Source organism: Saccharopolyspora sp. NPDC002376 (assembly GCF_053593195.1).
The window spans coordinates 1-23,991 of the sequence record NZ_JBSFBZ010000034.1 but is presented as its reverse complement, the minus strand read 5'-3'; the positions used below and the strand labels follow the sequence as shown (position 1 = coordinate 23,991).

At 68.7% G+C, this 23,991-nt stretch carries 22 protein-coding genes; 5 read left to right on the top strand and 17 right to left on the bottom strand.

The genetic code is table 11. The features are described from left to right. Positions 1–14 precede the first annotated feature (14 nt). The 6 genes from ACWCO2_RS22215 to ACWCO2_RS22190 all read right to left on the bottom strand — a co-directional run bounded on the left by ACWCO2_RS22215 (position 15) and on the right by ACWCO2_RS22190 (position 7,324). Positions 15–3,383, bottom strand: coding sequence for a hypothetical protein (locus ACWCO2_RS22215; protein ID WP_450129665.1), 3,369 nt, complete (start codon positions 3,381–3,383; stop codon positions 15–17). A 122-nt stretch (positions 3,384–3,505) separates the two neighbouring features. Further along, positions 3,506–4,303 carry a hypothetical protein gene (locus ACWCO2_RS22210; protein WP_450129664.1) on the bottom strand — a complete coding sequence of 266 codons (798 nt, stop codon included), beginning with the start codon at positions 4,301–4,303 and terminating at the stop codon, positions 3,506–3,508. A gap of 103 nt (positions 4,304–4,406) precedes the next feature. Next, the gene (locus ACWCO2_RS22205; RefSeq protein WP_093153734.1) at positions 4,407–4,706 is read right to left on the bottom strand and encodes a WXG100 family type VII secretion target; all 300 of its coding nucleotides are present in this window, start codon (positions 4,704–4,706) and stop codon (positions 4,407–4,409) included. A 35-nt stretch (positions 4,707–4,741) separates the two neighbouring features. Continuing rightward, positions 4,742–5,065, bottom strand: coding sequence for a WXG100 family type VII secretion target (locus ACWCO2_RS22200; protein WP_450129663.1), 324 nt, complete (start codon positions 5,063–5,065; stop codon positions 4,742–4,744). Between the two features lie 329 nt (positions 5,066–5,394). Beyond that, a complete protein-coding gene (locus tag ACWCO2_RS22195; RefSeq protein ID WP_450129662.1) occupies positions 5,395–6,738 on the bottom strand; it encodes a hypothetical protein in 1,344 nt (447 codons plus the stop codon). 235 nt (positions 6,739–6,973) lie between these two features. Beyond that, positions 6,974–7,324 (bottom strand): hypothetical protein, encoded by a 351-nt coding sequence (locus tag ACWCO2_RS22190; protein ID WP_450129661.1) that lies wholly within the window; start codon positions 7,322–7,324, stop codon positions 6,974–6,976. 162 nt (positions 7,325–7,486) lie between these two features. On the opposite strand from ACWCO2_RS22190, the gene ACWCO2_RS22185 reads away from it, so the two are divergent. The 3 genes from ACWCO2_RS22185 to ACWCO2_RS22175 all read left to right on the top strand — a co-directional run bounded on the left by ACWCO2_RS22185 (position 7,487) and on the right by ACWCO2_RS22175 (position 8,927). Continuing rightward, entirely contained in the window at positions 7,487–7,783 is a 297-nt protein-coding gene (locus tag ACWCO2_RS22185; RefSeq protein ID WP_450129660.1) for a hypothetical protein, read from the top strand. 13 nt (positions 7,784–7,796) lie between these two features. Next, entirely contained in the window at positions 7,797–8,075 is a 279-nt protein-coding gene (locus ACWCO2_RS22180; RefSeq protein ID WP_450129659.1) for a hypothetical protein, read from the top strand. A gap of 396 nt (positions 8,076–8,471) precedes the next feature. Continuing rightward, on the top strand, positions 8,472–8,927 hold the full coding sequence (locus tag ACWCO2_RS22175) for an Hsp20/alpha crystallin family protein (RefSeq protein WP_246025507.1): 456 nt from the start codon (positions 8,472–8,474) through the stop codon (positions 8,925–8,927). Between the two features lie 1,068 nt (positions 8,928–9,995). On the opposite strand, the gene ACWCO2_RS22170 is transcribed toward ACWCO2_RS22175, so the two are convergent. The 7 genes from ACWCO2_RS22170 to ACWCO2_RS22140 all read right to left on the bottom strand — a co-directional run bounded on the left by ACWCO2_RS22170 (position 9,996) and on the right by ACWCO2_RS22140 (position 16,285). Next, complete coding sequence (locus ACWCO2_RS22170) at positions 9,996–10,679, bottom strand: helix-turn-helix transcriptional regulator (protein ID WP_450129658.1); 684 nt, start codon at positions 10,677–10,679, stop codon at positions 9,996–9,998. A 194-nt stretch (positions 10,680–10,873) separates the two neighbouring features. After that, positions 10,874–11,197: a hypothetical protein gene (locus tag ACWCO2_RS22165; RefSeq protein WP_450129657.1), complete on the bottom strand. Its 324-nt coding sequence runs from the start codon at positions 11,195–11,197 to the stop codon at positions 10,874–10,876. Between the two features lie 294 nt (positions 11,198–11,491). Then, a complete protein-coding gene (locus tag ACWCO2_RS22160) occupies positions 11,492–12,202 on the bottom strand; it encodes a helix-turn-helix transcriptional regulator (protein WP_450129656.1) in 711 nt (236 codons plus the stop codon). Positions 12,203–12,366: 164 nt separating this feature from the next. Further along, on the bottom strand, positions 12,367–12,891 hold the full coding sequence (locus ACWCO2_RS22155; protein WP_450129655.1) for a DUF4232 domain-containing protein: 525 nt from the start codon (positions 12,889–12,891) through the stop codon (positions 12,367–12,369). A gap of 366 nt (positions 12,892–13,257) precedes the next feature. Beyond that, positions 13,258–14,433 (bottom strand): amino acid permease, encoded by a 1,176-nt coding sequence (locus ACWCO2_RS22150; protein ID WP_450129654.1) that lies wholly within the window; start codon positions 14,431–14,433, stop codon positions 13,258–13,260. After that, positions 14,376–14,693 carry a hypothetical protein gene (locus ACWCO2_RS22145; RefSeq protein ID WP_450129653.1) on the bottom strand — a complete coding sequence of 106 codons (318 nt, stop codon included), beginning with the start codon at positions 14,691–14,693 and terminating at the stop codon, positions 14,376–14,378. The genes ACWCO2_RS22150 and ACWCO2_RS22145 overlap by 58 nt, the downstream gene beginning before the upstream one ends. Before the next feature lie 200 nt (positions 14,694–14,893). Continuing rightward, a complete protein-coding gene (locus ACWCO2_RS22140; protein ID WP_450129652.1) occupies positions 14,894–16,285 on the bottom strand; it encodes a helix-turn-helix transcriptional regulator in 1,392 nt (463 codons plus the stop codon). 220 nt (positions 16,286–16,505) lie between these two features. Here ACWCO2_RS22140 and ACWCO2_RS22135 point away from each other — a divergent pair, with 220 nt between their 5' ends. Next, entirely contained in the window at positions 16,506–19,178 is a 2,673-nt protein-coding gene (locus tag ACWCO2_RS22135) for an AAA family ATPase (protein WP_450129651.1), read from the top strand. Between the two features lie 51 nt (positions 19,179–19,229). On the opposite strand, the gene ACWCO2_RS22130 is transcribed toward ACWCO2_RS22135, so the two are convergent. The 4 genes from ACWCO2_RS22130 to ACWCO2_RS22115 all read right to left on the bottom strand — a co-directional run bounded on the left by ACWCO2_RS22130 (position 19,230) and on the right by ACWCO2_RS22115 (position 22,166). Next, positions 19,230–20,363 carry a sensor histidine kinase gene (locus tag ACWCO2_RS22130; RefSeq protein WP_450129650.1) on the bottom strand — a complete coding sequence of 378 codons (1,134 nt, stop codon included), beginning with the start codon at positions 20,361–20,363 and terminating at the stop codon, positions 19,230–19,232. Next, entirely contained in the window at positions 20,360–21,115 is a 756-nt protein-coding gene (locus tag ACWCO2_RS22125; RefSeq protein WP_450129649.1) for a response regulator transcription factor, read from the bottom strand. The genes ACWCO2_RS22130 and ACWCO2_RS22125 overlap by 4 nt, the downstream gene beginning before the upstream one ends. Before the next feature lie 341 nt (positions 21,116–21,456). Next, positions 21,457–21,681, bottom strand: a complete 225-nt coding sequence (locus ACWCO2_RS22120; protein ID WP_450129648.1) for a hypothetical protein — start codon at positions 21,679–21,681, stop codon at positions 21,457–21,459. A 314-nt stretch (positions 21,682–21,995) separates the two neighbouring features. After that, entirely contained in the window at positions 21,996–22,166 is a 171-nt protein-coding gene (locus ACWCO2_RS22115; RefSeq protein WP_450129647.1) for a hypothetical protein, read from the bottom strand. A 1,040-nt stretch (positions 22,167–23,206) separates the two neighbouring features. Between ACWCO2_RS22115 and ACWCO2_RS22110 the strand changes: the two genes are divergently transcribed. Continuing rightward, positions 23,207–23,959 (top strand): hypothetical protein, encoded by a 753-nt coding sequence (locus ACWCO2_RS22110; protein ID WP_450129646.1) that lies wholly within the window; start codon positions 23,207–23,209, stop codon positions 23,957–23,959. Positions 23,960–23,991: the final 32 nt, after the last annotated feature.

Below are 23,991 nucleotides of genomic sequence, written 5' to 3'. Positions count from 1 at the left end.
TGCGGGAAGTGCCCTTATCCGATCACTCCGTTGGGCGGCGTGGCCGGTCCTGCGCCCCAGGCAGAGTTATCCCTCACGAGCAGGTCCGCGCTGGAGCGCTCCGCCTTCGCCTCGTCGTCCTCCTCTTCGGCGGCCGCCGCGGCCTCCGCTTCCGCCTGGACTCGTTCGGCCTCCTTCATCGCGGCCAGTTCCGCCGGGGTCAGGTTCGGGCCGCCGCACATGAGCGGTGGCGCGTCCTCCACCGGCGTCCCGCTGCCCTCGGCCCACTTCGCGCTGCGCCACGTGTCGTACCCGTTGCCGGGGGCGCCGTTCCACGGTGTGCTGTCGCGCAGCGCGTAGTCCGGCGCGGGCCGGTCGCGTTCGGATTCCTCGGGGCGTGCCCGCACCGGGAACGGCGCCAGCCACAGCAGGCCGTCGCTCGGCACGTCCCACGCGCTGGTGTCCTGCTCCTCCTCGTCGCGCCGGACGACCGGTACGCGGTCCTCCGGGAGCTCCGGTGTGTCACCGGGGTCGCCCTCGCGGGTCTGGGCGACGGGCACCCCTTGCGGCACTTCGGGTTCACCGCTGTCAGGACCGGTGCGCTCCCAGGGCTGATCTCCGGCTGCCAGCAGATCCGACGATTCGGAACGCTCCGGCGCCGTCCGGGAGCCGACGGCAGGCGACGGCACCAGCGGCACCCCGCCGGGCACGGCGCCCTGCGGCGCCTCGGGTTCACCGGTGTCGGAACGAGTGCTCGCCCAAGGCTCACCGCCAGCTTCCAGCAGGCCCGAGGCGTCCGAGCGCTCGTTGCCCGAGCCCTGACCACCAGCACCCGGCGGCATCATCGGCATCCCACCAGGACCCTGCTGCGCACCCGGCGGCAAACTCTGACCCGGCGACCAATCCTGCGGACCAGCAACCGGCGGAACACCTTCGGGCGGAGAACCCGGAGTGTCCACATCGGCCGGAGGCACGTCGAGCCCCGGACCGCCCGGCACAGCACCCTGCGGCGCCTCGGGTTCACCGCCGTTGGGCCGAGAACTCGCCCAAGGCTGATCACCGGAGTCCAGCAAACCGGAAGCGTCCGACCGCTCATTGCCCGAACCCTGACCACCAGCACCCGGAGGCGCCATTGGCGGCATCATCGGCATCCCACCAGGCCCCTGCTGCGCACCCGGCGGCAAACCCTGACCCGGCGACTGCGGACCAGCCACCGGCGGAACCTCACCCACCGGCACGTCCAGCCCCGGGCCACCCGGAACGGCACCACCCGGCGACTCCGGCTCACCCACGTCCGGACCGGCGCTCTCCCACGGCTGATTGCCCGAGTCCAGCAGGCCCGAAGCATCCGAGCGCTCGCCGCCCGAACCCTGACCACCAGCACCCGGAGGCGCCATCGGCGGCATCATCGGCATCCCACCAGGCCCCTGCTGCGCACCCGGCGGCAAACCCTGACCCGGCGACTGCGGACCAGCCACCGGCGGAACCTCACCCACCGGCGGAACATCCAGACCGGGACCACCGGGGTTGGCGCCCTGCGGCGCTTCCGGCATTCCGGGAGCAGGAGGCTTACCTCCCCAAGGTTGATTGCCGGAGTCCAGCAGGCCTGAGGCGTCCGAGCGCTCACCGCCCGACCCCTGACCGCCACCAGCGCCCGGAGGCATCATCGGCGGAATCATCGGCATCCCGCCGCGATCCCGCGACCCACCCGGCCCGGTCTCGCCCTGGGGTGGAGGCGACCACTCCTGCGGGTTCGGCACGGGCGGCGGCACTTCACCGTTGACCGGCGGTGGCGTGCCGACGTTCCCGGGCGGCGGCGAACCGACGCCTCCTGGCGGCGGCACCTCACCACCCACCGGCGGCGGTGTGCCAACACTCCCCGGAGGCGGCGAACCGACGCTCCCCGGCGGCGGCACCTCGCCGTTGACCGGCGGCGGCGCACCAACGCCCCCAGGAGGAACCTCCCCCTCGGGAGGAGGCGACAAGGCTGGCGGCTTCGGCACCGGAGGCGGTGTCTCTCCGCCCACCGGAGGCGGCGTGCCGACGTTCCCGGGAGGCGGAACCTCGCCGGGTCCCCCCTTCTGGTTGCTCTTCGGCTGGTTGCTCGCGCCGGGGGGCGGGCTCACGGGTGGCGGCGACCCCACGGGAGGCGGCGGCTGGCTCCCCGGAGATTCGGACCCCGGTGGCTGCCCGACCGGCGGCGGAGGCGACGACGAGCCCCCCGGCGGCGTTTCCGAGCCCGGCGGCGACCCGACACCAGGCGGCGGGCCGACCGGCGGCGGCTCACTCCCCGGCGGCGGCTCGATTCCGGGAGGCGCACCAACCGGGGGCGGTTCGCTTCCGGGCGGCGGCACCTCCGAGGAGGACGCCTGCGGTGGCGGTTGACTCCCCGGCGGCGAGTCCAAGCCCGGTGGCGGACCAACCGGCGGTGGAGGCGACGACGAGCCCTCGGGCTTCGGCGTCGAGCCTGGCGGCGTCCCGACCGGCGGTGGGGTTCCCGGTGGCGTTCCCGGCGGTTCCGGCTTCGGCGGCTCGGGCTTGGGCGGCTCCGGCTTCGGTTCCGGTTTCGGCGGCTCCGGTTTCGGCTCGGGCTTCGGCGGTGGCGGTGCGGGCGGCGGTTCCGGCTTCGGCTCCGGTTTCGGCGGGTCCGGCTTCGGGATGTCCGGTTTCGGTTCCGGCTTCGGCCCTCCCTTGCCCGGTCCCGGAGTCACCGGCGTCGTGTGCGTCACGTCGCCGACGGTGATCTTGTACTCCTCCGCGAGCGCCCGGATGGGTTTCTTCATCTCGTTGTTCAGGGCCTTGACGACTTCCTCGTCCTTGCTGACCATGACCAACCCGTTGTCCATCACCGGGGCGACGCCGCGCCACTTGGCGACCTGCGCGTAGTACTTGTCGATCTGGTTCGTCGCGTCGCGCGCCCAGGCCAGCCACCGGCCGTTGTCGTAGAGCTGCGACGGGATCGGGTTCGCCGTGTTCGCCCCGCCCAGCCGGTCCGCGTTGTCCTCGATGTTGTTGGCCAGGGTCCGCATCTTGGCCAGGAACTCCGTGGCGGCCAGCCCCTTCCACGAGCCGTGCTCCCCGGCCACCGCGACGGCCTGGGCCCACAGGTTCTCGGCGACGGCGTGCATGGTCTCCTGGATGTGTTTGAAGGCATTTCCCGCCGCGTACAGGGTGTTCGGATCGACGTTGCGCCAGGCCTCTTCCCACAGGGCGTCGCTCGACAGGGCAGCACCGCCCCACAGGGCGGCCTTGATCTGCTTCCAGTCCCAGGACTCGAAGTCGTTGTCCGACCCGGAGGGTTTGGCCTCGGGGTTGATGAACACCGCGTCCCGGTCGACTTCGTCGGAGTGGAAGATGTCCTTGTCGTAACCCTCGATCTCGTACTGCGACTCGGTCTCCGCCATCGACCCTCACCACTCCCAGAAAGATCAGACCAAGCTGGGGCTCGCTCCCCGAGCCCACCCACCGCCGCCGAGCGGCCCCGCCGGAACGGCACGGCCGCGATCCACCACCGGTGCCGAACCCGTCAGGGCGCCGCTGGCTTCGAATTCGAGTTGATGAACTTGAACGAGTCGTCCATGATCGTGCCGAGCTTCTCGGCGGTGAGCTTGTTCAGCTCCTCGGTGCTGTCGTAGTCGACGACCAGCTTCCGGACCTCGTCGCGGACGTTGCGCAACGTGATGTCCAGCTCGTCGAGGTAGCTGCGCACGTCGTTCTTCAGACCGGCCTTGTTCTCGGCGCCCATGATCTTGCCGCGCATCTGGTAGGCGAGGTTGAAGCCGCCCGGCTTGACGTCCACGTCGTCGGTCTTCGTCTTCGCCTTGGCGATCAGCTCGCGCAGGGATTCCACGTTGTCGGCGAACACCTTGAGCGCCTTGGTGTTGACGCCGATCACCTTCTCGCCGCCCTTGTTCTCACCGTTGTCGCCCGGCACGTCGGGCACCTCGCCCACCGGGGTCTCCTCGGTCCCCGGGACCTTGAAGGGCGTGTCCTGGTGGTAGTCCTTGCCGTCCTGCGGGCCGTCGTCCCAGTCCGGAGTCGGGATCTCCTCCGCCTTGGCGTCCTCGTTGAACAGCGGGTCGTCCTCGTGCTCCTCCTTGACCTCGAGGTACTTGCTCCACGCCGCGTCGGTTTCGGAGAACCCGCCCGCGCTGTCCGGGCTGAGCGCCGCCATGCTGCCGTACGCGTGCAGGTACTCCCGGTCCTGCTCCGTGAGCCAGCCCTGCTCGACGTAGGCGTCGACCTTGTCCCAGTCGGCTACCTCGGTGTCCTTCCAGGCATCGCTGTCCAGGTAGTAGTCGAGACCCGTCTTCTGCTCGGCCATCGCACACCTCCACTTTGATCAGAACCTGCCGGTTTCCCGCCGCGAACGGCCGCCGGAGAGGGCCGAAACCTCCCCGGCGGCCTGGACCGCGGATCGCGTCCGGTCAGCCCCGGCTGCTGTCCCAGATCTGCTTGGCCCGCTGCTCGGTGGTGCCGTAGTTGTCCGAGATGGACAGCAGGGTCTTGCGCCCCGCCTCCAGGTAGACCGGCATCTGCGCGGCCTGCCGGTTCCACTCGGCCTTGGCCGACCAGTAGGCGTCCTGGGCCACACCGGTCCAGTCCGCGAGGGAGCGCTCGACCTGGGCTTCCATATCCGCGAGCGCGTTCTTCACGCGGCCGTTGACCGCGTTCATCTCGTCCAGGGTCATGTCCGCGACGTTGAAGTCGAACCTGTAGTCGGACAACCTTCACTCCTTACGAATCGGGAAGGGGATGCGCGTCAGACGCCGGGCAGGGCCGAGGAGAAGGACTGGGCGGTGCTGGCCGCGTTGTCCTCCGCGGACACGTAGTCCTTGGTGTTGACGCCCATCACGTCCATCATGTTGATCAGCTTGTTGATGATCGTCTGGAACGAGCGTTCCCAGTTGTCCATGGCGGTGTTGAAGTTCGTGGACGCGGTACCGGTCCAGCTGCCCTGCAGGCTCGCCATCATCGTGTTGACGCGCTGCAGTTCCTGGGTGAACTCGGTGGCCCGGTCACTGAAGATCTGCGCAGCCTGCTGCATTCCCGGCTGCGAGGTCTGCACATTCGGCATGTTTGCCATTGAGGAGCTCCTCCGGTCTCTAGTGGACCCGCGGTCGCTCGGCGGACCGGCCGACTCGCGGACGCGGGCACCTGCCAAGTCTTCCGCCGGGTTCGCCGCGCGCCCAGCCGTACCGGTGCCGCCCTGCACGAAAAACAGTCAGCGTTGCCCGTTCTCGCACGCCTGGCACATCTCGAAGCCGTGGAGCCACCGGGGATCGGCGATCACGAATCCGCGACGCGATGTCCGAGGGATCGGGAGACGGCGTTCGGTGTCAGCCGCGATTCACTGCCGCGCGAACGCGACACACCGGTGCGCACGCAGCAGCGGCGCGCCCGCCGCTGGGTGCGTCATTTGGTGGGGAAGACTCCGCCGAGGCCGCTCTGCCAGCTCGTCCACTGACCGGCCGGAACAGACTGGTAGGTCTGCTCCATGGTCCCCTTCTTGCCGATCCCGTAGACGGCGAGCCTGCCCTGCACGTCCTGGGCCACGGAAACCAGTTTGGCGATGCTACCGCCGCGGTCGTTCCAGGAGCCCCACTTCTCCCGCTGCTTGCCGACCTGGAAGATCTCCTGCAGGGAGCCGTGGACGTTCAGCGCGTACACCGCCACCGAGCCCCTGGCCGAGGTGACGGCGAACGGCCTGCCCACCAGCTGACCGCCCAGGCTCTGCCAGCCCTGCCAGGTGTCCGACGCGGCGTCCGACTCGACGTCGTGCAGCAGCGAGCCGTCCGCGTCGAGCGCGAAGACCCGGAGCCTGCCCAGGTTGTCCATGGTCACCGCGGGTGGCCCGGCGGCGCCTCGGCCGAGGTCTTGCGGGGCGTTCCACTCGTCGGCGGCGAGCCTGGTCTGCGCGATGGTCCGCAGCTGCCCGTCCGGTCCGGAGGCGAAGATCCGCAACTTCCCCTGGGAGTCCCGGTGGAGCGCGGGATCGTGGGCGGCGGGGACCGGGAGGGGCTGCCACTGCGTCCAGACGTCGCCGCCGGGCTCGGTCTGCTGGATCTTCCGCAGCGCCCCGTCGGCGGCCCGGACCACCACGACCAGCCTGCCCTCGGCGTCCTGCGCCACGGCGGGCGTTCCGACCAGCCGCTCCCCGCCGAGGTCGCGCCAACCCGCGGAGTCATCGGAGTTCGGCCTGACCTGGTAGTTCTCCAGCAGTGCACCGTTGGTGCCGACGACGAAGGCCACCAGCTCGCCATCGGCGTTCATCGCGAGGACCGGGTCGCCCGCGGCACTGCCACCCGTGTTGACCCACCCGGTGGTTTCCGGCGCCGACGACAGCGCGGACTGCGAGTTCCTCAGCACCTGGTCGTCCTGACCGCTCGCCACCAGCACGAGCCGCCCGGACCTGTCCAGGAGGACCGAAGCCCCGGGCAGCGGGGAGACGTTGGTCGGCACGGGGGCGGCTGAATCCGTCCCGGCGGGTTCGAGGGATTCAACGCTGGCCCCGAGCGGGCCCGGCTCTCCCATCGCCTGGCTGAACACCACGACCGGGGCCGCGATGAGCACCAGCCCGCCGAGGCCAGCGAGCACCAGCAGCTTCTGGTCCCGGCGCCGCTCCACCCTCTTCAAGGGCGCGGTCGGCCGGTCGTCGATCGGGAAGGGGCTCGAACTCGCACCGGATCCGGCGGGTTGCGACGAGCCGTGGTCGCCGGGCGGCTGATCCGATCGACCGCGGGCCGAGAACAGGCGCACCTGCCACCCCCATCCCTGTCAGGAGATCATCGCTGAATCTCACACTATCGGGAAAGAGCCCGGACGGGCAGGTGCCCCCGCACCCCTCGAAGTGGTGCCCGTCCGTACACAGTGCCGGGCTCCCAAGGGGCGGGACCGGGCCGCCGTGCACATCGGCCGGAACCGGCAGCCGCACACGACTGCGCCGCCACCGCGTTTCGCGGCAGCGGCGCAGTTCGGCCTCCGGCTGGCCCCGTCAGAAGGGGTAGAAGCTCGGCCCGTCGACGGTGGCGATGTTCAGCCCGGCACGACCGTCGTAGGTGACCGACCCGATGACGCGACCGCCGGACTGGACGATGTCCACCCGCTCGGGCCGGTTACCACCGAAGTCGAAGGTGTCGCACTTCCCGCTCGGGACGACGTAGGTGGCGAAGCCGCCGCGTTCCGGGAACGAGGCGTAGGAGGCGTAGGACCCCTTGGAGCACAGCTTCAGGACGCCCGGAGCGGCGGCCTGCGCAGTGCCCATCGTCGCCATGGTGAGCGTGGCGCCCGCCGCCACGGCGAGGGCGATTCCACGCCCCATCCAGCGCTTGGTGGCCTGCTGCATCGACTAGTCCTTTCAACGGTTTTCGCTTGCCGGACAAGTCAAGCAGGCGCGGCACCGATCGGGCCGCGATCCGCGTCCGGCTGATGACATCCGGGTAACAGCACTGCCCGATCACACCGCCCGGGATCGTTTTCCCGCTGTGCCGAACAGGATTCCCACAGGGTGGACACCGCTCGCCAGAACTCCGCCTCTTTCCACGGAAAACGGAAAATCGATGCCACCTCCGAAGGCGTCGCCGCCCGCAACACCGGGCTGCGCATGAAGACCGCGAGGTCGCAGATTCCATCGTGGACGGAAAGTTCATCTCCGGGGAAAACGATCTGGCACAACCGATGTGCGGGACGACGTGTTCGCGAGGGATTCCCCGATTCGGCCGAGCACCGCACGCTCCGCGACGGCCGGTTCGAGCAACATCGCCGTGACGCTGCACGCAGCGCCACCACCAAGACAACGCCCTGAACGGAGTTGGTCCATGCGCAAGCGCACTGCTTCGGCCGCGGCCGCGGCAACCTTCATCCCGGCGGCACTGGCCTCCCTGCTCCTGGCCCAACCGGCATCCGCCGCGGTGCCGACCTCGACCGGCCAGGCGGCCGTCCGAGCCGAGTTGGACCGCCCGACCCCGCCGAACGCACCGCACCTGCCCGACCGCCCCACCCCGCCGAACGCACCGCACCTGCCGGACCGCCCCGGCACGCCGAACGCACCGCACCTGCCGGACCGCCCCGGCACGCCGCCCACCGGCCCCAGCTGAGCAGGGCCGGACGAACTCCGCTGCGCCGAGTGACGACGGGCCTGTCCGCGGTGAAACGGGAAGCACCGAACCGCGCTCGGGAGCAAACGGCAACGCACCCGCGGGGCCGCCCACGTCGCTCCGCAGCGGACACCCCTGGTGGTCGGCACTTCCGACGCGGAGGTGCCGACCACCGGGGCCTCCTCCAGCGCTGACCGAAGCGCGGAACCACCCCGAAATTCCTCCTTGTGGGTGACAGCGAGGATTGAAACCTGGGGCTGTGGTTCGCAAAATAGGGGTGTCCGGATCAAACCTTCTTCGTTCTGGGAGGTGGGGACCGCACGTACAGCTGCTTGTCTTTCGGAAGTTCTCGTTTCGGGTCTGATCACGGGTTCCTTCGGAAGGGGAGTGAGGAAGTTGTTGCAGTTCGACCCGTTCCGCGACTTCAGCCGACTGGCCAATGAGGTGTTGAACGCCACCCGGGCGCCGCAGGCGATGCCGATGGACGTCTACCGTCTCGGTGATCACTACGTGATCGAGTTCGACCTGCCGGGTGTGGACCCGGACTCGCTGGATCTCATCACGGAGAACAACACGCTGACCGTGCGCGCCGAGCGCAAGACGGCGGTGCGAGGCAGCGAGCAGAGCGAGCCGAGCTACCTGGCCGCCGAACGACCTCGAGGCACGTTCAGCCGACAGCTGATGATGGGCGAGGGCGTGAACCTCAGCGGTATCGCCGCCGACTACAAGGACGGCGTGCTGACCGTGACGGTGCCGGTCGCCGAAGAAGCGAAGCCACGTCGGGTCGAGATCGGCCGCGGAGGCGGCCAGCGCAAGGTGATCGAAAGCTCCACCGAGGAGGCCAACACCTAACCCAACATCGCACAGCAGATGAAATCGGTCCCGGCCAGGAACTCCCGGCCGGGACCACTGCTATCCACACCCACCAACAACAGCCCCAACCGACCCAGAACTGTCCGACCAGCCCCACATGGCCGAACTCAAACCACCTGAACCACGGGCCGCGCACCACCATCCTCATCGGACAGAGAACCGCAGACGAGACGGGGACCGCGCAGGACTGCCACGTCGGCCTTCTCCGGGCAGAACCCAACTCTGCCCCTGACCGCCCCCTCCGCTCGCACCATCACCCACGGGACAGCCGCCGAAGCAAGCTTCGGACGAGACCCGGCCGGACACGCGGCGACAAACCACCGGAAAGCCATCGGTGAAGGCCAGCTCCCGGAGAAAGCTCTGAGATCGGCCGCCGCCCCACCCCACGACCGACCGCCCGTCCTATCCCACCACCGGCACGACCCTGCGCTGGGGGCGAGGCCGGGCTCTGCACCAACGCTCTCGACCTCAACGGCGAAACCCTGAGCGTGGTCCACACCACGTTCGAGCCCCTCCCAGGTCCAAGGCCGGACGCCGCACTGCCCAGTGACTCATCGAGGCCATCGGCGACCACATCCGTCGACGCTGATCGATGACGACGATGCGGGCGATGAGGTCGGCGGGATTCCGGTCCGCCGATCGGTGCGCTGGCGAACTATCGACTGCGGCGTCGCCAGGAAACGCCGAAGGGCCTGGCCGGAGTCTTCTCTCGAAGCTCTGACCAGACCCTTCACAGCGTTCCCATCCCCTGTAAGTGGCCATCGCTGACACCACAGTATCGAGAAATCACTTCGGGAGGCGTGCACTCCGCTCAGTGCATCGCACGCCGACCCGTTCACCACGTCGGCGTGAATTCGCCAGCACAGCGGGAGAACTGCCCGATGAGAATGATTTCTGAAACCGCAGTGCATCATCGACGGGACAGCTGCGCGGCAGCGCAACTGCACCGGACGGTGCGATCGACTGAAGCACGATCCAGGGATTGGGCGCGTTGCGCCGGATCTGCGAGGTCAGCGTCCTCGCCCGGTGGTGTCGCTGATCGAGCCGTCAGATGACGCCGGTGCGCAGGCCGTAGGCGACCAGGTGCGGCCGGTTGCGCACCTTCAGGCGGCCGGTCATCGCTTGGATGATGTTCTTCACCGTGCGCTGCGAGTAGCACAGCCGATTCCCGATCTCCTCGGTGTCCAACCCGTCCGCCAGCAACCGCACCACGTCGATCTCGCGCGGGGTCATGCTCGCGGAGTTCAGGCCCAGCGGCGCCAGAACCTCCTGCTGCAGGTCCTGGACCTTCCGCAGCAGGTCCCCGAGCAGGTTCGGCGGCAGCGCTCCGCCGCCCTTCGCCGCGACGTCGATCGCGCTCACCAACCGCTCCTCGGTGGCCGCGCCGCGGTGCAGCACCGCCACCACCCGGCACTCGACCAGGGTCAGCAGGTGGGATTGATCGAGCTCGCTGGTCACCAGCACCACCGGCGCAGCGGACCGAGCGGTCACCCGGCGCAGGGTGGCCACGGTTTCGGAGTCGACCCGGTCCGCGGCGAACACCAGCACGTCCACGTCTCCGGGGAGCTCATCGGCGGCCACGAACACCTCCAGCCGCGCCATGAGCGTCTGGGTCAGGCCGTTCAACGTGATGGGATCGGTCGCCCACGCCGCCACCCGCAGCCGTTCATCCGGCTCTTGCCCGGCCGACTGGTTCACCGGGCGCGTCATCGATCCGGTCTGCGAAGTCATCCTCGTTCATCCTCCGAACCTGAACCACGAGAAGCAGTGCACCGCGCCCCTCGCGAGGAGGAGGCGGAGCGGTCATCACGAGTCTGCGGAACAAGCACGGGTCAGCGGCACGGCTGGTGGCTTCCCGGGATATCCCCCACTTTGCCCGGACCGGAAGCGAGCAGCACACCGGTCAACGGGCGGCACCGGCTCGTTCAGCGTCGATGAACTCCGCCGGGCCCGGCCTCGACGGCCTGCGACTCCAGGACGCGGACGTTCGTCAGGTCGCCGTTGCCCGCTTCGATGGTCCAGCGGAGGACGTGGCGGTCTTCGCGGGACACCGTTCGCTGCTTCGCCACCGCGATGGCCGCCAGCAGCTCCGCCGCCGGCAGAACTCGTCCGGCGTCCAGGTGAGCGACGATCTTGGTCGTCTGCACGCGGTCGACGGCCGAGCCCAGGTGGAACAGCACCTGCTCCAGATCATCGGCGGCGAGTCCCGACGTGTCGCGGGCAATGGCAGCAGTGTCGGTGACGGACATGTCATCCTCCCTCAGCAGGTCCGGGGCGTTCTCCGGTGTCGGGCGGGACGATGGGAACGACCACCCCGGAAGATCTCAGTCACTCCCCCGCCCAACGCAAGTTAGCCTTCCAGTACGCGTGCCGGCCACGACCGAGGGCGGAATGCCCTTGCGCTCGACCAGAATTGCCCCGAAAAGCCCACATCTGGTCACAGGCAGCAGAGCACCAACATCTCGAAAACGGCGAACGCGCACCTTTGGGTGGGCATACGGTATGGCTTCGAAAGTGTCTTTGCCTCCGCCATTCCCGGAAAATCAGTCCTCAATGGACCCAACTCGGGCGGACCGCCGGGGAGCGCAGGTCAGATGATCCCCGGCGCGCAGCCCGTGGGCGACCAGCTGCGATCGGTTGCGGACCTTCAGCCGACTCGTCATCACGTGGATGATGTTCTTGACGGTGCGTTCCGAATAGCAGAGCCGGTTCCCGATCTCCTCGGTGTCCAGCCCGTCCGCCAGCAACCGGACGACCTCGATCTCGCGGCTGGTCATGCCCGCGACGTCCAGGTCGTGCGGCGCCTCCTCGTGCAGGTTCTGCACCTGCACCAGCAGGTCCGGCGGCAAGGCCCCACCTCTGTTCGCCGCAGCCGTGATCGCGTTGACCAACCGATCTTCGGTGGCCGCGTTGCGGTGCAGCACCGCCGCCACTCGGCACTCGACCGCGCCCAGCAAGTGGGACCGGTCGAACTCTCCGGTCACCAGCACCACCGGCGCGGTGCACCTGGCGGCGGACCGGCGCATGACGGCCATGCACTCGGCGGTGACCCGGTCGGCGGCGAAGAGCAGCACGTCCACCTCCTCCGCCAGCTCGCTCGTCGCGACGAAGATCTCGACGCGTTCCATGAGGACCTGGGTCAAGCCGTTCAAGGTGATGGGATCCGCTGCCCACACCGCGACCCGGACCCGCTCCGCCGCTTCCTCCGCAGCACGCGGACGCACTCGACGCGCTGCCGGTTCAGCCTGGTACATCCGCGCTCATCCTCCGAACCACGAGCAGTCTGGCCGCACACGCCACCGATCCGGAGACCGGTGGGGCAATCGCCACAGGCCGCCGCAGCCGACGCCGACCGAGCGGGCTTCGACGAGCGGAGGCGGGATTCCCCTCACCTGGCAAGCACAGCGCTCCTAGGCGCTCAGTCCGCCGCGCTTTGCACGATCGGCGTCGCGTACGGCGCGGAACCCTTGATCGGCTCGCCGGTGGGCCACGCCGCGACCGCGTGGGAGCCCGGCCCAGCCGGAACGCCGGGGAGGTCGAACTCGACCGAGGCCGGAATCACCGGGTTGGGGGGATTCGCGGTTCGCTGCGAGATCCGCGAGATCCCGAACATGGACCCCTCCACGAGGACCGAGTCCCCCGGGCTGTCGTCCGACTCGACCGAAACTCCCGGCACCGGGCCCGATTCGCCGAACAAGCCCACCCGCAGGGGTGGCCCCTGCAGCGTGCACCTCGTGTCCGGGCCGGCTGCGGCGTACTTGACGAGGAACGACTCGAACTCACCGGGCTGGGCGAGGTCCTTCGTCACCGTGATGTTGAGGTCGTTGCTGGTGCACGGGACATCTGCGGGGTCGGCCATCGCCGAACCAGCGGTCAGCGCGGACAACCCGGCGGCACCCACTACCGCGGCGGTGGCGATGATCCGGTGGGACTTGGCAGCCATGGTCTACCTCTTCTCATTGACCGACTGTTCACTCATCAAGACGCTCAACGGTCGAATCGGATGCCCACGAGTTGAATTGGTCACCGAAGCGCAACCTCAGCCCGCCTGAAACGTCCTTCGCGCGCGGCCGCGCGCAGAATCCCGGGAACGCGGCCAATCCGCGATCATCGATTCCTCAGCCACACCGGGAACCATCGGACACCCTTCTGACACGAAAGTCATTGATACCTAATGACTTTGACTCGGGAAGATCCGATGAGAACGTGCGGTTGCCGTGATCCACGGCAACCGCACGTTCACGTCTTTCGCGGACCTTTCCGCCCGGTGGTCCGCTGTTCCCGGACAGCAGTCACGTTCCTCGTGCGATCAGCGGCGTTGAGGGCCGCGCGAGGGGTCGGCGAGAACCGGGAAGACGTCGGTGTCCTCCCCGCGCCCCGAGGACTTCCGCGCGGACACCAGGTAGCCGATGACGATCGCGATGGCCAGGACGGGCGCGATGTACAGCGCGATGCGGGTCTCCTCGTCGAAGGCCAGCAGCACCGCGACCATCGCGAGGAAGGCCAGCACCACGTAGTTCGACCACGGCGCGAACGGCATCCGGAACGGACCATTCGGCAGCGCGCCACGTGCCACCTTGCGGCGGTAGCCGATGTGCGCGATCAGGATCATCGCCCAGGTGAAGATCGCACCGGTGGTGCTGGCGCTCGTGATGTAGGTGAACGCCTCCTCCGGCGCGAAGACGTTGAGCACCACGCCGATCAGCATCGCGCAGAACGTTACCGCGATCGCCCGCGCCGGCACTGATCGGCCGCTGAGCCGCCCCACTGCTCGCGGCGCCTGACCGTCCTCGGACAGCGTGCGCAGCATCCGGCCGGTCGAGTAGATGCCGCTGTTGCACGACGACAGCGCCGCCGTCGTCACCACGAAGTTGACCACGCCCGCAGCTGCCGGGATGCCGATCAGGGTGAACGCGTGCACGAACGGGCTGCCGTCAACCGGGAACTGGAACCACGGCACCAGCGCGGTCAGGGCGATCAGCGCGCCGACGTAGAAGATCAGGATCCGCCACATCACCGAACTGATCGCCCGCGGCAACACCTTCCGCGGGTTGCTGCTCTCGCTGGCGGTCTGCCCGACCATCTCCACACCGACGAACGCGAACATGACGATCTGGAAGGCCATCAACGCCTCCACGCCGCCGTTGGGGAACAGGCCTCCCTCGGACCAGATGTTCGTCAGCGACGCGGTCGGACCGAGGTCGCTGAAGCCGAACACCAGGATCGCCGCGGCCAGCACGATCAACCCGACGATGGCCACCACCTTGATCAGCGCGAACCAGAACTCGAACTCGCCGAACAGCTTCACCGCGATCAGGTTCACCCCGCTGAGCACGATCAACGCACCCAACGCCGGGATCCACTGCGGCAGCTCCGGGAACCAGAACCGGAAGTACTTGCCCACCGCGGCGATCTCGGCCATGCCCGTCACGATCCAGACCAGCCAGTAACCCCAGCCGACCGCGAACCGCGCCCACGGACCCACGAACTCACGAACTCACCCGCGTACTCGGCGAAGGAACCGCTCACCGGGCGGTACATCAGCAACTCGCCCAGAGCCCGCATGACGAAGAAGATCATCACACCGGCGATCGCGTAGATCAGGATCAGACCGGGACCGACCTGGTGCAGCGCCTTGCCCGAACCGAGGAACAACCCGACACCGATCGCCCCTCCGATCGCGATCATGTTGATGTGCCGAGTGCTCAGATCCTTCCGGTACTCCTCGGCCGCTGGTTGACTCATCGAGAACTTCTCCTAACCGGGAAATAATTTGGGTGCGGATCCTGCTCACTCCGGCTTTCGGCAGCGACGGAGCGGATACCTTCGTCCGGCTCCCTGCCCGAAAGATCCACTTAGGACGAATCGCCCAGCGAGGGCACCCGTCCGACACGGTCACGCCGCGCGAGCGCGGTCGTCCCGCGCGGCCAGCCCGGCAGGCGGAATCACGCCGCAGGGCGGCCGAACGCCGCACCGGCGCCGTGCCCGAGGTGGGCCTCCCGGTTCGCCTTCACCACCAAACCGACGCGGGACCGGCATCCCGACTTGGCCAGCAGCCGGGTCACGTGGCTCTCCACGGTCTTCTCGCTCAACCCCAGCGCCGAACCGATCCGCCGGTTGGTGAGCCCCGCGCTGATCAGCTCGACGATCCGCTCCTCCGTGGCGGACCAGGACTGCGAGTGCGAGGCCGCCGACCGAGGTGCACCACCGTGCTCGCGGACCAGCGCAGGCCTCTCGAACGGGACCACCATCGAGTCCTCTTCGGACGGAACTCGCGCCGGCACCGCACCGCGCCGGACGGGCAGCCGCCGCAGCGGGGCACGTTCCTCGGCCGCGATAGCAGCGGCCAGCGCAGGGCAGGCGCAGCGCAGCTGCCCCCACGGATCGGCCACCAGCAGCCCGTTCTCGACCAGCCGGTCCACCATCCGCCCGCACTCGACGGGGTCATCGCCCGAAGTGCTCGCCGCTGACAGGAGGTCGTCGACGTCCAGCGCGTCGTCGGACGCTGCCGCGGACAGCAGCCGCGCGCCGAGATCGCCGAGCCGACTGGCCCGGCGCAGCAGGTCGTGGTCGCTCGGCAGAGCCACGGGCGAGGTCTCGTCGGCCATGGTGCCCGCAGCGGTGAGCCGCCCCTGCTCGCGCAACGCGTCCAGCGTGGCGAGAACCGTGCCGGGGTTGCCGTACAGCTGTCCCAGCGCCGCGCGCAACGCTCGGTGGACGCCCTCGTCGAGTTCGCCACCAGTCGCCGCGTCGATGTCCTCGGCGGTCAGCGGCGCCAGATCCAGCACTTCGTCGGCCATTTCGAGCAGTTCCGCGGCGGCCCGGCTCGGTTCGGCATCCGCTCGCACCGACGCCACCAGCAGGCAACCGGGACGCCGCGCCGCGGTCAGCAGCAGCGCGGGATCAGCGATCTCCAGCACGTCGTCGAGGAGGACTGCGGTCGAGCCGAGGCGGCCGATCCGGCCGAACACCCGGTTCAGCTCGGCGACCGCCGCGGGGAACCGCGCGTTCTCATCCCGGCGCAACTGCACCAGCGCACTTATCCCATCGATCAGACCGGGATCGCCGAACCGGTCGAAGTCCCGGCGGAGCGCATCGACGACCGCACCGATGCCGTAGCGGTCCTGCCTCGCCAGGCCCCCGGTGCGAACCTCCGCGACCCGCACGTCCTGGGCGCGCCAGCACCTGCCCATTTCGGCCAGCAGCCGCGTCTTCCCCATTCCCGCGGAACCGCGCACGACCACCAGCCGACCGCGCTGCGCACCGGACCGCAATGCCGACCGCAGCACCGCGATCGCGTCATCCCGGCCCTTGATCCGCAGTTGTTCCCGCCCCATGCTCGACCGCCCTAATCGTCCGCTGCCATCGCTTTCTTCAAGCGCTGAGCGGACATTAGCGTCGAGCCCTCGGAAATCATGTCGCGCCAAGGATCATGAATGACACATTTTAGAAACTGGCAATGTTTTCGAATTCGCCAACATCCGCGAAAGAAACTTTTAATAAGTTTTTCATGATTTCCACACGATCAATTCTCGCGGCACTGGCAATACTGGAATCGTGCTCACTCCCGCATTGACGCCGCAACAGCCCGGCGAGCTCGTCCTGCCGACTTTGCCGCAGGTGGCCACCACCGGCACAGTCCCGGGGGACACCTCTGCCCGAACGCGCGGGTCGGGTGCCCGTTCGATTGGCCGCGACGAGGTCGTCTCCCGCGTGCTCGACGTCTGCGCTCGCCCGGGCACGCCCGTCGTCCTGGTCACCGGGCCGGCCGGGATCGGCCGCAGCGCAGTCCTGGCGCAGGTGCGCGAGAAGCTGACCGAGCTCGAAGTCGCGACAGCCGACGCCCACATCTCCCGCGCAGACCTCGCCCCGCCGAACCTGGTGGCGGTGATCGCCGACCAGCTGGGTCTGCCGCCCTCCCGCGACGACTCGTCGAGCCGGCTGCTGGCCGCCCTGGCCGGTCGCCGCGCCCGCCTGGTGGTCTTCCTCGACGACGTGCACCGGCTCGGGCCGGCTTCCCTCGCTGCTCTGACGTCCTCGATCAACGCGTTGGCCGGCACCCAGGTCACCTTCGTGTGCGCCGCTCGCACACCCGGCACCGACGTCGATGCGCTGCGGACGAGCGGACCGGTGCACGTGGAACGGCTCCGCCCGCTGCCGGTACCGGCAGTGGCGCAGGTGCTCACCGACCTGCTGCGGGCCGAGCCCGCGCCCGGCCTGGCGGCGTCGATCCGCAACGCCGGCCGAGGAATTCCCGCCGTCGTGCAAGCCGCCGTCGAGGGATACCAGCGGTCCGGCTGCCTGCGGGTCGTCGACCGGCAGGCCCACCTGGTCGGGAACCGCGCGCCCGAACTACCGGCCACCCACCCGCTCTTCGTCGACTTGTACCGGTCGGAATCGCCGACCTGGCCCGTGATCAAGGCGCTGGCGGTGCTGCATCCACTGCGCGGCGCCGTCCCGGCTCTGATCGCCGAGGCCGTCGGCATCGACGAGGAAGCAGTCCTCGACGCGCTGCACGAGCTCCGGGCGGCGGGAGTCGTGCTGCCCGGGCGACCGGCCGGTAGCTGGCGCTTCCGCGCACCGATGCTCGCCACCTTGCTCACCGCTTGCCTGGGGCCGTTCGAACGACGCAGGAGCTCGCAGCTCGCCGTGAACGCGATCAGGGACGGCAACGCGTTCTGCCCGGATCCCGACTACCTCCCGGAACGGCTCGTGGATGCGGGCAGGCCTATCGACCAGGAGCACACCGCAGCGGACTTGCTGGCGGCGTCGGCCCGGCCGGAGGCCGGCGAGCTCGCGGACCGGTGGGTGTGGACGGCGACCAGGCTTCTCGCCGACTCCGCACAGCGCGCTGCAGCGCTGCACCGGCACGCCGTGACGTGCGCAGTGCACCAGCGCTTCGGCCCCGCCACCCAGGCCGCCGACGCCGCGCTGCGCGGCCTCTCGCACCAGCTCACACCGGATTCCTCGCAGGAACTGCAGATCATCTACGCGATCGGACTGGCGAGCAGCGGCAACGCGGCCGCCTTGCACGAGCTCGCGCAGGACGGCTGGCGATCGATGCCGGGCAGCGAGGCGAACCGGATCGTGACCCGAGCCGCTGCGCTCTGCCTGCTCAACCGCTGGAAGGAAGCTCACGACCTGCTCACCACGAACAGCACGCGTTACGACGACGCCGCAGCCCACTTCGGACAGATCATCGGCCAGGCAGCCGGCGCGTTCGTCAACGGCGGGCCCATCCCGGAGACCCAGCAGGCCGGCACGATCGCCGCGGTGCTGATCCGCACGCTCTCGATCGCGGGCTGGCTGGACTGTCCCGAGCGAGAAGTCGCGATCGGAGCCAGCTTCTCCGGGCGGTGGGACGACGCGCTGGATCTCGCCCGGTCGGACCTGGCCGCAGCATCGGCGCACGGCCACGGCCCCGAGCGGACCGCGACGTTCCGGGAGATGGCGACGATCCTCACCGCTCGCGGGCAGCTGAACCGGGCTCGAACGGTGCTCGAGGACGCCCGGTCCCACCACCTCCTGCTGCCGCACCTGCTGTCCGTCCCGGAAGCGGAGCTCGAACGCACGCTCGGCGCGACCGCGCGGGCGAAGGAGCTCGTCGAGGAAGGACTCGCCCTCGCGGCCGAGAACGGGACCGTCGCGGGCACCGACGAACTGTGGCTGCTGCTGGCCGAATCGGAGTCCCAAGCCGGAAATCCAGACGCCGCACAGCAGTGCGCCGCGCGGCTCGACGAGATCGCGGCGCAGCTGGGCACCACCGGAGCGCGGCGCAACCAACTGCTCGCACGGCTGCTGGTCCAGCCGGATCCCGGCGCGGCGACGGAGGTCATCGAGCTCGCGGAAGCGCGCAACCGCCCCTTCGAACTCGCCAGCACGCTCGCCGCCGTCGCCGAATCGGGAGCCGGGCACCAGCGACTCCTCCACACGGCGTACGAGATGTTCGGCGAACTCGACGCTTTGATCCCGCGCGGGCGAGTGCGCGGGCAGATGCGCGCCCGCAACATGACAGTGCCCGGTCGCAGTGCGACCGTCGCCGAGAACGAGCGACTGCTGGCCGCCCTCATCACGGAAGGCCTGACCAACTCCCAACTGGCCACCGTCCTGGGCACCAGTGAGAAGAGCGTCGAGGGACGGCTGACCAGGCTCTTCAACCGCACCGGGTACCGTTCGCGGACCGAACTCGCGGCCGCGATGCTCAGCGGCTCCGCGAACCTGGCCGGATAACTGGGGAGTGCAGGCGTGGCCTGCTGTTTCGATGCCCCCGGGGACGATCGGCTACTGAGCGGGCAGCGGGAGGCGGACCTCGAAGCAGCAGCCACCCGGTACGTTGCGGACCGACACGGTCCCGTTGTGCGCCTGCACGAGGCCTTCCACGATCGCCAGGCCGAGACCGCCGCCGCTGTTGCCGCGCGTCCTCGCGTCTCCCCCGCGCCAGCCCATGTCGAACACCGAGTTCAGATCGCCTTCCGGGATTCCCCCGCACTCGTCGCTCACCGAGACGACCGCCCAGCCGGTGCTCGCGCGGATGTCCACCGTCACCGCCGACCCCTCCGGGGCGTACCGGATCGCGTTGCCCAGCAGGTTGTTGAACACCCTCGTCACGGCACGGTCGTCCACGTGGACCACGACCGGCTCGATCGTCCTCGCCCGCAGGCTGATCCCCCGCTCACCGGCGACCACTTCGAGCGCCGCGGCCTCATCGCTGAGCAGGTCGTCCAGCGCCACCTGCCGCGGCTTCAACCGCAGCGTGCCGGACTGGATCCGGGACAGCTCGAACAGGTCGTCCACCATCTCCGAGAGGATCTCGGTATCGGCGCGGATCTTCCCGCAGTAGTCCTGGAGATCGTCGACCACACCGTCCTCAATGGACTCCGTCACGGCCCGCAGCCTCGCCAGCGGACTGCGCAGGTCGTGCGAGATCCACGCGACCAGCCGACGCCGGGACGCGTCGAGCGCCTGTTCGCGGGCTCGTGACGCGGCCTCGCGCCGCCGCGACTCGGCGAGCTTGTCGCTGGTGATCCAGAGTTCCCGCGCCAGCTCGGTGAACTCGGAGCTCGGCAGGTCCTCCGGCTGCCGGAACCGCTGCTGCATGCCGAGCGAGCGGGTGACTTCGGCCAGCTGGCGGCTGCCGTTCATCACCGACTTGCCGAGCAGCACCCCGATGCCGATGGCCACCGCACCGGCGATCAGGACGACCGAGAGAACAGCACCGGCCGGCAGCTGCGCCGAACCCTCGAGCAGCACCGCGGTCACAGTGCTGGTGTTGATCGCGCACACGGTGATGATGATCACCGCCACCAGCGAGTACCCCACCGGGTAGTTGCGGAGCAACCGCAGGACCACCAGTCCGACGAGCCCCACGCCGACCGATTCGCACACCGCGATCAGCGCGATCAGCAGCAGGCTCATCGTCCGTCGGCCCCGGCATCAGGGGAGTCGAACCGGTAACCGACACCCCACACCGTCTTCAGCAGCGCGGGGCGGGACGGGTCGTCCTCGATCTTCTCCCGGAGTCGCCGGACGTGCACCGTGACGGTGGAGGCATCTCCGAAGTCGTGCGACCAGACCTCGCGCATCAGCTCGTCCCGCCGCACCACCCGGCCCGCGTTGCGGAGCATGAACACCAACAGCTCGAACTCCTTCACGGTCATCCCCAGCTCGCGCCCGGCCTTGCTGACCAACCGCGCCGACACGTCCACCGTCAGAGCCCCGGCGCGGAGCACGTCCTCGACCGGGGCCGGTGGCACGGCGGCGGTGCGGCGCAGCACGGACTGGACCCTCAACACCAGCTCGCGCGGGCTGAACGGCTTGGTCAAGTAGTCGTCGGCGCCGGATTCCAAGCCCCGCAGCCGGTGCTCTTCCTCCCCCAGCGAGGTGAGCATGATGACCGGCACCTGGCTGGACTCGCGCAACTCGCGCAGAACCTCGATACCGCCGAGCCCCGGCAGCATCACGTCGAGCACGACCAGATCCGGCGCCATCTGCCGCGCCAGCTCCAACCCCATCGCGCCGTCGGAAGCGTGCACCGGTGTGCAACCTGCCCGGGTCAGATAGCCCGTCACCACCTGCGCGACCGTCGGATCGTCTTCCACGACCAGGATCCGCGGTCCACCGGACCGGCCGTTGGTGCGGTGGTCAGGGCCTCGATCAGCCTGAGTCATCGTTCGAACCTGCTTCTCCCGCTCGACCTGCCGCCACAGTAGTCGGTCGACCGCGCGGCGCGGGGAGAAAGCCGATCTCCGGCGATCTGCGGGGGCAGCACTTCGCGGCATCGGCACGTCGGGGAACTCATTTCGGCGAGGAGGGATGAGCATCGAAACCGAGGTGCCCGGATGGCCCGTCGATCGGCAGAAGTGGGCTCTTGCGGACAGTCGGAGCATTCCTGCGGAAGAGCCGGTCGCTGCCGAAAGACTCTGCGGTGGGACCGGAATCGGGATCCGCGAGGACCTGCGTTCATCGCCGCAGAGGGCCTCGCGGACTCGTCCGGCTCAGCGCCGGATCGTCAGAGGCTGTACGCCCAAAGCTGGTACACGTCGCCGGCCTTCTTGCACTTGTGCGGCGGGGTCGGGTTCTGCGGCCCACCGTGCATGTCGCTCCACTTCTTTTCGCACTGGGCCTTGGTGTGGAACCAGTACCCCGTGTACTGCCAGCCGGCGGCGGCCGCGGGCGCCGCAGTAGCCGCCAACGCGCTGAGACTGAGAACAGCGCCGATCACGAACTTTCTCATCGAGAAACCCCTCTGCTGTACAACGCGCCTCGCACACCAGCTGAATCGTGGCGTTCGACGCGTTCTCCGAGGCTGGACTTCCGCAAGCGGATCGGGAGTGCCGCCGTGCGGCCGCAGCCACGAAAACGATGGCACGCGTGCCGCACCGAAACAGCTCACCGGGCCGGGTTCTGCCCGAACATCCGTCCTACCTGCCCCTTCGGCACTGCGAATCACAGCAGGACGACGCCGAAAAACAGAGCGGGGTTGCCGGATTCGTCTCCGGCAACCCCGCTTCACCGCGAACTCCCCCCCGAGCTTCAACGAGGACAGGATCAGTTGTAGCCGCCGCGGCCGAACACCGTCACCGTGCCGCCGGCGTCCTTCTCAGCGGACACCGTCGACTTCGCAGGCGCGTCGGCCTGCGCCATCCCGGCGGAGCCCAGCGCGATCGCCACGCCAAAGGCGCCGATCACTCCAGCTGCCTTGGCGGATCGCGTCAACATCGCTTTGCGCATTGTCACCAAATCCAATGTGTCTGATCCAGTTCGGACACCTCCGTTGTATCCCCCCTCGCCCGGCTCGCCGGAAGATCCGAAGGCGGTGAAGACATCGGGACAACACCACTACCCGAAAGTCCTGCCACAACCACGGGCGCGCACGCGGTTTCCCGCTCGTGCGAACAGGGCCGGAGCGGTCCACATTACGTCCTAAATGGACTCTGCGACGATCACGAGGCATCTCAACAAGCGTGTCCAAACTATCTTGACAGAAACTCAGCCAACCCACTGGAGAAATGCGAAGTCCATGTCTACTGACACGACGACCGGGCCGACCAAGCCGAGTAAACGGCCCAGCAACTGATGCGAGAGGACAGGTGCTGCCTCAAACGCTTCGTCTGAGTGGGGCCGACGCCGATCGGCGGGACGGGTCGTCGTGTCCCAACGCCGAGTTCCGTTTGCGCGCAGCGCGGGATTCCCCGGGCACGGGTGGGACACCTGCCAGCGCCCCGTCCCAGGCCTGACCCAATGCCCGATTCCCCAGGTCATAAGGCAGATCCGCCTGTCCTGCCCGAGGTGTCCCAAACGGGGCCTCGGCAGGACAGGCAGGACAGCAAAAGCGCCTCGCCCTCACCCGACGTCGGGAAGCCGAAGGCGTGTAGTTAGCGTGCAATTCCGTCCTCGGACACAGCATCTACCCCAGGTCAAGCACTTGACCTGGGGTTTTTGGCGCAGGTGTTGAGAACCGCTCAACACGTGAGCACCCTGACCTGCGTCTTTGTCAGTGGGGGTGCAAGTCCCTCTCGGATACGCGGCCACGCTGTCGCACGGACCAGCTTCGCCCGTCGATTGGGCACAGCATCATCTAACGGAGTCACCGCCGCCCCGCGGCCAATGCGCCAGACAGCTGATCTTGATGAGCCCGCCGCGGGGATGCCAACGTCTCCAAGTGGCAGCGCCTCGAGCCGGGCGATGCCGTCTTCTTCTACGGCGAGAAACGCCTCTACCTCGCCGGCCACATCGTTCTCACATTCCGCAACGAGCCCTTGGCCGAACGCCTGTGGGGACGAAACCAGGACGGGCTGACCTGGGAACTCATGTACGCCCTGACCAGCCTCCGCGACATCTCCGTACCGATCGAAGAAATCCGCGAAGCGCTGAGCTGGAGCGACAACGCCTTCGTCCAGGGGTTCACCGTCGTCGACGGCGACAAGGCCGACAGGCTCGCCGAGCTGGTCAACCTCGACGCGCTGACCATCCCCACCGCCCAAATTGGACAGTCGTCAGGGACCACACGGTCGACCTTCGCCCCTGACGGCTCGACCGACGGAACCCGAACGAGCAGCTGGCGCCGCGAACACTCGGCCTTCAATCAGCGCTTGGTCGAACTGGCCAACGGCAGCTGCGCGCTCTGTGGCAACCACCTATCACCCGCGTTCCTCATCGGAGCCCACATCAAGAAGCGCTCGGCGTGCACCGAAGACGAGCGCAAGGACTTTGACAACATCGGTATGCTCGCCTGCCTGCTCGGCTGCGACAGCCTCTTCGAACACGGCTTCATCGCAGTCGACCGCGGCGGCGCCATCCTGACCAGCGACGCCATCAACACCACGCCGGACGTCGCGCAGTTCGTCAAGGACCGGCTCACCAGACGCATCAGCACCTGGTGGACCCCGCAGCGCGAGCCCTACTTCGACTGGCACCGCCAGCACATCTTCATCAAACCCCACAAGGGGCTGCCCAGAGTTCGGTTGTCACTCGGGGTTGACTGGTGTCAGGCCGCGTGTGCGGCGGTGTAGATGGTCTCAAACTCGACCGGGGTGAGTTTGCC